This is a genomic window from Rubrivirga sp. (assembly GCF_049648075.1).
Lineage (GTDB): Bacteria > Bacteroidota > Rhodothermia > Rhodothermales > Rubricoccaceae > Rubrivirga.
This window is the reverse complement of sequence record NZ_JBARYR010000597.1, coordinates 1-7,702: the sequence shown is the minus strand read 5'-3', so window position 1 is coordinate 7,702 and position 7,702 is coordinate 1. Positions and strand designations below refer to the sequence as shown.

General features: G+C 70.4%; 5 protein-coding genes. 1 reads left to right on the top strand and 4 read right to left on the bottom strand.

From position 1 onward, the window contains the following. The 3 genes from hutI to hutU all read right to left on the bottom strand — a co-directional run. The coding region (gene hutI / locus WBA11_RS16500) for an imidazolonepropionase (RefSeq protein WP_424521742.1) at nt 1–963 on the bottom strand (963 nt) is incomplete at its 3' end. A gap of 49 nt (nt 964–1,012) precedes the next feature. After that, nucleotides 1,013–2,584, bottom strand: a complete 1,572-nt coding sequence (gene hutH, locus WBA11_RS16495; RefSeq protein ID WP_424521741.1) for a histidine ammonia-lyase — start codon at nt 2,582–2,584, stop codon at nt 1,013–1,015. After that, on the bottom strand, nt 2,581–4,248 hold the full coding sequence (gene hutU / locus WBA11_RS16490) for a urocanate hydratase (RefSeq protein ID WP_424521740.1): 1,668 nt from the start codon (nt 4,246–4,248) through the stop codon (nt 2,581–2,583). The genes hutH and hutU overlap by 4 nt, the downstream gene beginning before the upstream one ends. 135 nt (nt 4,249–4,383) lie before the next feature. Here hutU and WBA11_RS16485 point away from each other — a divergent pair, with 135 nt between their 5' ends. Beyond that, nucleotides 4,384–4,821, top strand: a complete 438-nt coding sequence (locus WBA11_RS16485; RefSeq protein WP_424521739.1) for an Lrp/AsnC family transcriptional regulator — start codon at nt 4,384–4,386, stop codon at nt 4,819–4,821. A 115-nt stretch (nt 4,822–4,936) separates the two neighbouring features. On the opposite strand, the gene WBA11_RS16480 is transcribed toward WBA11_RS16485, so the two are convergent. Continuing rightward, a partial coding sequence (locus tag WBA11_RS16480) for a phosphoenolpyruvate carboxylase (RefSeq protein ID WP_424521738.1) occupies nt 4,937–7,702 on the bottom strand: 2,766 nt, incomplete at its 5' end.

Below are 7,702 nucleotides of genomic sequence, written 5' to 3'. Positions count from 1 at the left end.
GAAGTCGGTCGCGACGGCGACGCGTGCTCCGGCGTCGAGCAGCCGGCGGGCCGGCAGCGGCTCCTGCCCTAACACGAGGGTCGCGATCGGCAAGCTGACGGCCACCGTCCCTTCGGCTCTGCTCAGGACATGCCTCGAGGACGCGAGCGCCGCGATGCCGGCGTCCGAGACGCACTCGAGGTGATCGGCCGACGCGGCCCCAAGCTCGACGGCGAGCGCCGCGCCGCCCGTGTCGCTCAGTTGGTCGGCGTGGAGCTTGCCGCCCAAGCCGTGCGCGGCGGCGGCCTCGAGGAGGATGCGCGCCTCCGCTGCGGTAAACGCGCCGTCCTCGACGAAGACGTCCACGAACGATGCCAGACCCTCGGCAGCGACCTGCGGGATCATCTCGTCCACGATCAGGCGGACGTACGCCGCGCGATCATCGCGGTACTCGGGTGGGACGACGTGGGCCGCGAGCAGCGTCGAGACAATCCGCTGCGGGCCGTGCTCCGCCAGCCTCTTGTGGATGCGCAGCGTCCGGATCTCGTCCTCCAGGGCGAGCCCGTAGCCGCTCTTGGCCTCGACAGTCGTCACACCTTGACGGAGCATGGCGTCCAGCCGCTCGCGCGCCGACGCCTCGAGGTCGGCACTCGAGGCCGCTCGTGTGGCTCTGACGGTGGACAGGATGCCGCCGCCGCGCCGGGCGATCTCGAGATACGGCGTGCCCTCGATGCGCTCGACGAACTCACCGGACCGGTCGCCGGCGTGAACCAAGTGCGTGTGGCAGTCGATCAGACCCGGCACCCCCAGTCCCCCGCCGGCCGCCTGGTGCTCGGCACCGCGATACCGCTCGGCCAGATCGGCCTCGAGGCCGACCCACTCGACAACGCCGCCGTCCCAAGCCAGCGCCGCACGGTCGATCAGCCCGACGCCGTCGTTGGGCGGGCAGGTCGCGAGCTGGCCGATGTCGGTGAGAACGGTCATCGGATCGGTGCGACGCGTTGTGTGCGAGACGGTTGAAACGGCCGCTTTCTCATGGCAACGGTCCGACGACGGCCTGCGCAGCGTCGATCAACGCCCCAGACTGGACGAGGTCCGTGGCGGCCTCGAGGTCGGCGTCGAAGACGGTGTCCTCGGCACGGTGAGAGACGCGCTCGCGGATCGCGCGGTGGACGGCCTCGAGGGCGGGGCTGGACCGAAGCGGGCGGCGAAATTCCAAGGCCTGGGCCGCGCACAGCGCTTCGATGGCGAGCACGCGCTCGGCGTTCTCGACCACGCGTAGCGCCTTCCGGGCGCCCCACGCGCCCATCGAGACGTGGTCCTCCTGCCCCCTCGAGGACGGGATCGAGTCGACGCAAGCGGGGTGGCACAGCGTCTTGTTCTCGCTCACGAGTGACGCCGCGACGTACTGCGGAATCATGAACCCGGACTGCACGCCGGACCGCTCCACCAGGAACGGCGGCAACCCGTCGCTGCCGTCGATCAGCAGGTAGGTCCGGCGCTCTGAGATGGACGCCCACTCTGCGATCGCCATCGAGGCCGTGTCCAGCGCCAGGGCGAGGGGCTGACCGTGGAAGTTGCCCGCCGAAACGATGTCCGGCTCGCCCTCGAGGTCGACCTCCGAAGGAGACCGCGCAGCGAACACCAGCGGGTTGTCGGTGACGCTGTTCAGCTCCCGCTCGACGCTCGACGAGGCGTAGGCGATGGCGTCGCGGCTCGCGCCGTGGACCTGAGGCGCACACCGGATCGAGTACGGGTCCTGAACGCGCTGGCAGTCGGCGTGGCTCGGGCCGATCTCGGAGCCCTCGAGGAGCCGACGCACGGTCTCGGCCGTTTGTGCATGGCCAGGGTGCGGGCGGAGCGCCGCGACACGCGCATCGAACGGGCGAGCCGAGCCCAGCCGCGCCTCCAGCGTCATTGCTGCCACGATATCAGCCGTCACCGCTAGGCGCCGCGCGCGCTGCACGACCTCGACGGCGTACGCCAGCATAAACTGCGTCCCGTTGATGAGGGCCAGGCCGTCCTTGGCGCCGAGCGCGACCGGCGTCAGCCCTGCAGCCTCGAGGGCGACCGACGCCGGAACGGGTCCGTCGTTGCCCCACGCCGTCCCTTCTCCGATCAGTACGAGCGCGAGGTGCGCCAGCGGCGCCAAGTCGCCCGAGGCCCCCAGGCTCCCCTGCTGCGGCACGACCGGGATCACGTCGGCGTCCAAGAGTGCAAGCAGCCCTGCGACGACCTCGAGGGAGGCGCCCGAGTAGCCAAGGCCGAGCGCGTGCGCCTTCAGCGCCAGCATCCGACGCGTGATCGGGCGCGGGACCGGAGCACCGACGCCACACGCGTGTGACCGGAGCAAGTTGACTTGAAGCCGCTCCACGTCCGCCGCCTCGATCCGCTCCGACTTGAGCGCCCCGAACCCCGTGTTGAGCCCGTAGTGAGCTCGCCCGTCCCCAAGCGCGGCTTCTACCAACCGGCGGCTCTGGGCGACGCGACCTCGAGGACGGCGAAGGTGTTCCACGAGGTCCGACCTCGAGGCCTCGAGGTCGGCGTCGAGCGACTCGAGGCGGAGCACGCCCTCGAGGACGGGCGTCTCTTCTTCCACGGTCATGCTCCCGCCCCCACGCTCGGCAGATCGACCCCGCGCTCGCGCGCCGTGTCGATGGCGATGTCGTAGCCCGCGTCGGCGTGGCGCATGACGCCCGTGCCGGGGTCGGCCGTGAGCACGCGTTCGAGGCGCTGGCCGCCGGACTCTGTCCCGTCGGCGACGCACACCATGCCGCTGTGCATCGAGTACCCGATGCCGACGCCGCCGCCGTGGTGCAGGCTCACCCAGGTCGCGCCGCACGCCGTGTTGAGCATCGCGTTCAAGAGCGGCCAGTCGCCGATGGCGTCGGACCCGTCTTTCATGCCCTCGGTCTCGCGGTTCGGGCTCGCGACGCTCCCCGTGTCGAGGTGGTCGCGACCGATCACCAACGGCGCGCTCACCCTGCCCGTCTCCACCAGCCAGTTGAAGCGCTCACCGGCTTCAGCTCGCTCGCCGTACTCGAGCCAGCAGATCCGCGCTGGCAAGCCCTGGAACTGCACCTTTTCTTGCGCCAGCTTGATCCAGCGGTGCAGGTGCTCGTTCTCGGGGAAGAGGTCCAGGAGGGCCGCGTCCGTCGCCGCGATGTCCCCAGCGTCGCCCGAGAGCGCGGCCCAGCGGAAGGGGCCGGAGCCACGGCAGAAGAGCGGTCGGATGTACTCCGGCACGAAGCCGGGGACCTCGAACGCGTCCGCTCGCCCTCGATGGTCCGCCACCTGGCCGCGCAGGTTGTTGCCGTAGTCGAACGCGACGGTCCCCGCGCGCTGGAGCGCGAGCAAGGCCGAGACGTGCGCCTCCATGCTGTCCAGGACGGCCTCCTGGTACCCCGTCGGGTCAGACGTGCGGAACACCTCGGCGGCCTCGAGGCCGTATCCGGCTGGGAGGTACCCGAGGCGCAAGTCGTGCGCGCTCGTCTGGTCGGTCACGACGTCGACCTCGAGGCCGCGGCGCACCAGCTCGGGCAACACCTCGGCCGCGTTCCCCACCAGCCCGACCGACAACGGCTTGCGCTGCTCGCAGGCGCCCTCGAGGACGTCGAGCGCTTCGTCGAGGTCGTGGGCGATGCGGTCGCAGTAGCCCTGGTCCACGCGCCGCTGGATCCGCCCCTCGTCCACGTCGATGCCCAGGAAGACCGCGCCGTTCATGGTCGCCGCCAACGGCTGCGCGCCGCCCATCCCGCCCAGGCCCGCCGTGACCACGAGCCGACCGCTCAGATCACCGCCGAAGTGCTGCCGCGCACACGCCGCGAACGTCTCGTAGGTGCCCTGCAAGATGCCCTGCGTGCCGATGTAGATCCAGCTCCCGGCCGTCATCTGGCCGTACATCGTCAGCCCCTCGGCCTCGAGCTGGCGGAACCGGTCCCACGTTGCCCACCGAGGCACGATCCAGCTGTTGGCGAGGAGCACGCGTGGCGCCTGGTCGTGCGTCCGAAACACGCCGACCGGTTTGCCGCTCTGGACCAGCAGCGTCTCGTCGTTCTTCAGCCGGCGGAGCGTGTCGACGATCCGGTGATACGACGCCCAATCCCGCGCGGCCTTGCCCGCCCCGCCGTAGACGACCAGGTTCTCGGGCCGCTCGGCCACCTCAGGATCGAGGTTGTTCATCAGCATCCGCAGGGCGGCCTCTTGGTGCCAGCCTCGGCAGGAAAGCGAGGTACCGCGTGGTGCGCGAATCGGCGAAGTCAACGTCATCGAGGTCGGAGGCGAGTGGACGATCACAGGCTAGGCCTCGACACGCCATCTCTAAAAGAGCCGATCAACGGTATCGTTGAGACATCGCGTTCGATTCAACGAGCCTCATCTCATCTCGCCTTCGATCCTCTCGAAATGGACACTCTCGACCATCGCCTGCTCGCCCACGTGCAGTCCGACGCACGCCTCAGCTATGCTGAGATCGGCCGCCGGATCGGTCTGTCGCCACCCGCCGTCGCTGAACGCCTCCACCGCCTTGAGGCCGACGGTGTGATCAAAGGGTATCACGCGACCGTGGACCCCGCGAAGCTCGGGCGGCCAGTCCAGGCCGTCTTGCACATGCAGGTGGACCGCGCGCGGTTTCAGCGGAGCGTCGCCCAGATCCAGGAGATGCAGGACGTCCTCGAGTGCTACCGCACGACGGGCAGCAGCTCGCTCCTGATGATCGTCGCGGTGGCGTCGATGGAGGCGCTGGAAGAGCTGATCGACCGGCTGCTGCCGTTCGGTGAGCCGGTCACCCAGATGGTCCTCTCGACGCCGATCCCGCGACGGGCGGTGACGCCGAGCTCGTAGAGCCGCGTCCTCGAGGGCGGCATACACGCCACAGCGTGGTGCCTCTACGGTCCAGAACTCTCATCGGCCTCGAGGGCGGGAGCGATCACGCGACCTCGAGGCCGCCACCCCGCGTCTACCCCGTCGACTGCATGGCGGCGGCGATGGCATTGACCGACAACAGGAGCGCCGGTGCCAATCCATCGGCCTCGAGGTCGGCGCGCCAGCGACGCAGCAGGTCGAGTTGGACCAGGTTGAGGACATCCGTGGCCGGGTTGCGGTAGCGGATGGTCGCCGCGATGGCGCGCCCCGGGTCCAAGAACGTGTCGCGCCGGACGACGCGCAGGAGCGCCGTCTCCGCGCGAGCGAACTCCGTCTCGACGGCCTCGAAGGATGCCGGGGACGCACCGGCCTCGAGGGCGAGCGCGCTGTACCGCCGCCCGACGACCAGCCGGGCGCGGGCCATCTCGCGGAGGGCGTTGCCGGTGATCGCCTGGAAAAACGGCCACTCGTCCTGTAGGCGTCGCAACGCCTCGAGGTCGTCGCCCGTGATCGCGTTCGCGAGCGCCGTCCCGACGCCGTACCAGCCGGGCGCAGTAAACCGGGGCTGGGTCCACGAGAACACCCACGGGATCGCGCGCAACCCCTCAAAGTCGAGGTCGGCCATGCCTTTCCGAGAGATCGGCCGTGAGGCGATCGATAGGCGTGCGATGTGGGCGATGGGCGTCGAGGCCGTGTACCACGGCCAGAACTCGGGCGCGTCGATCAGGTCGCGGTACGTCGCCATCGACTGGTCGGCCAGCCGCTCCATCAGCGCGTGCGTCTCGGCCTCGAGGGCGAACCCGTCGCCCGCGCTCTCAGAGTCGGCTAGGGCGCCGAGCGTGGCGTGGACGATCTGCTCGAGGTGACGGCGCGCGATGCCGGGCAACGCGTAGCGGAACGAGATCACCTCGCCCTGCTCCGTAAAGCGGATCCGGCCGTTCTGGGCGACGGACGGGATGGACCGGATCGCCTGTCCGGCCCGGCCTCCGCCTCGCCCGACCGTTCCTCCGCGGCCGTGGAAGTAGCGCAGGTCGACGCCCGCGTCGCGGCAGGTCTGGGCAATGGCGCCCTGCGCCTTGTGGAGCGACCAGTTGGCCTGCCAGTAGCCGCCGTCCTTGTTCGAGTCCGAGTACCCCAACATGACCTCTTGCAGCCCACCGCGATTGTCGAGGTGCTTCCGGTAGACCGGGTTCTCGAACAGTTGCTTTAGGAGCGCCGGCCCGGCCTCGAGGTCGGCGATGGTCTCCAACAACGGGACCGCGTCGATGGGGCTCTGGACGCGTCCGTCCTCGAGCCGCCACAACCCAACTTCCTTGGCCAGCAGCAAGACCTCGAGGACGTCGCTGACCGCGTCCGTCATCGACACGATGTAGCTCCCGATCGACTCCGGCTCGGCCTCGAGGGCGGCCTTCGCGACTCGGAGCGGCGCGAGCACGCGGTCGGTCTCGGGGTCCACCTCGCCGCCCAAGCGGATGAACGGGCGTGGGTTCTGCAACTCGCGCGTCAGCAGGTCGACGCGCGCGTCCTCATCGAGGGCGGTGTAGTCGGCCTCGACGTCGGATCGCTGGAGAAGGTCGGCGACGGCCGCTTCGTGCAGGCGGCTGTGCTGGCGCAAGTCGAGGGCGGCCAGGTGGAAGCCGAACGTGCTGGCGCGGACGCGGGCGTCGGCCAGGGCGCCTTCGTCGGCCAGGCCATCGAGGCCGGCGTGGCGGAGCGCGTCGGCGATCAGGTCGAGGTCGGCCCGGAACGCGGCGGCGTCGTAGTCGATGGTCGGGCCGGGGTCGCAGGGTTGGCTGGCGCCGGCCTTCGGTTGGCCCGAGTCGCCGTCGGGCAACGTCGCGATCAGGCGGTCGAGCTTGTGGCTCATCTGCATGATCTTGAGGCGGACCGGCTCGTGCTCGTTTTGCCGCCACCGACGCTCGGGGAGCGGCACGGCGTCGCGGTCGTCCTCGATGGACGCGCGCAAGGCGTCGCCCAGGTCCACTTGCCGGTCGCTCACGGACAGGTCCAGGCGCAAGCGGTTTAGATCCCGGCGGTGCAGACGGAGCGCGTCCTCACGGTGCGCGCGCAGCGCCCACTCTGTCACGTCCGCGGTGACGTTGGGGTTGCCGTCACGGTCGCCGCCGATCCACGAGCGGTAGCGCAGGACCGGACCGGCGTCGCCCATGGGTTCGTCGAAGCGAGACTGGAACGCCCTCCGCAGGTCCGAATGCACGCTCGGCACCACGTCCCAGATCGTCGTCGCGACGAAGTACAGACCGTGGCGGACCTCGTCGCGGACGGTCACCGCTGCCGGGCGCACCTCGTCGGTGGCGAGCAGCAGGCGGAGGCGACGCAAGGCCTCTTCCTCGGCGTGGTGCGCCTCCTCCGGCGCCAAGTCGAGGTCCGTCAGCTTGTCGAGCGCTGCGGCGGCCTCTTGCTGGTGGAGCAGGATGGTGCGGCGGCGGGCCTCGGTCGGGTGCGCCGTCAAGGTCGGCTGGATGTCGAGTTGGCGGATGAGCGCTCGCGCCTGCTCCGCCGTCCTCGAGGACGCGACCTCGGCGACGACCTGGGCGATCGACTCGCCACGGGGGGCCTCGGCCGTCGCGGCCCGCGCCCGCTCCCGGTTGACGCGGACGATCTCGATCTGCTCGGCGTTGTTGACCAGGTGGAAGTAGGCGGTCAGCGTTCGGAGCACGGCCGTCACGTCCTCGATGGGCGTCTGCTCGACCTCGAGGGCGAGCGCGTCGAACGCGGCCGGCCCCTCGTCGCGGACGCGGCCGAGCCAACCCTCGACGAGCGCCGTCGGCCCGTCGCCGTACCGTTCCTGTGCGACCCGGAGCACCAGGCGCTCGACGAGCGCCACGCGTCGGGCGTGGAC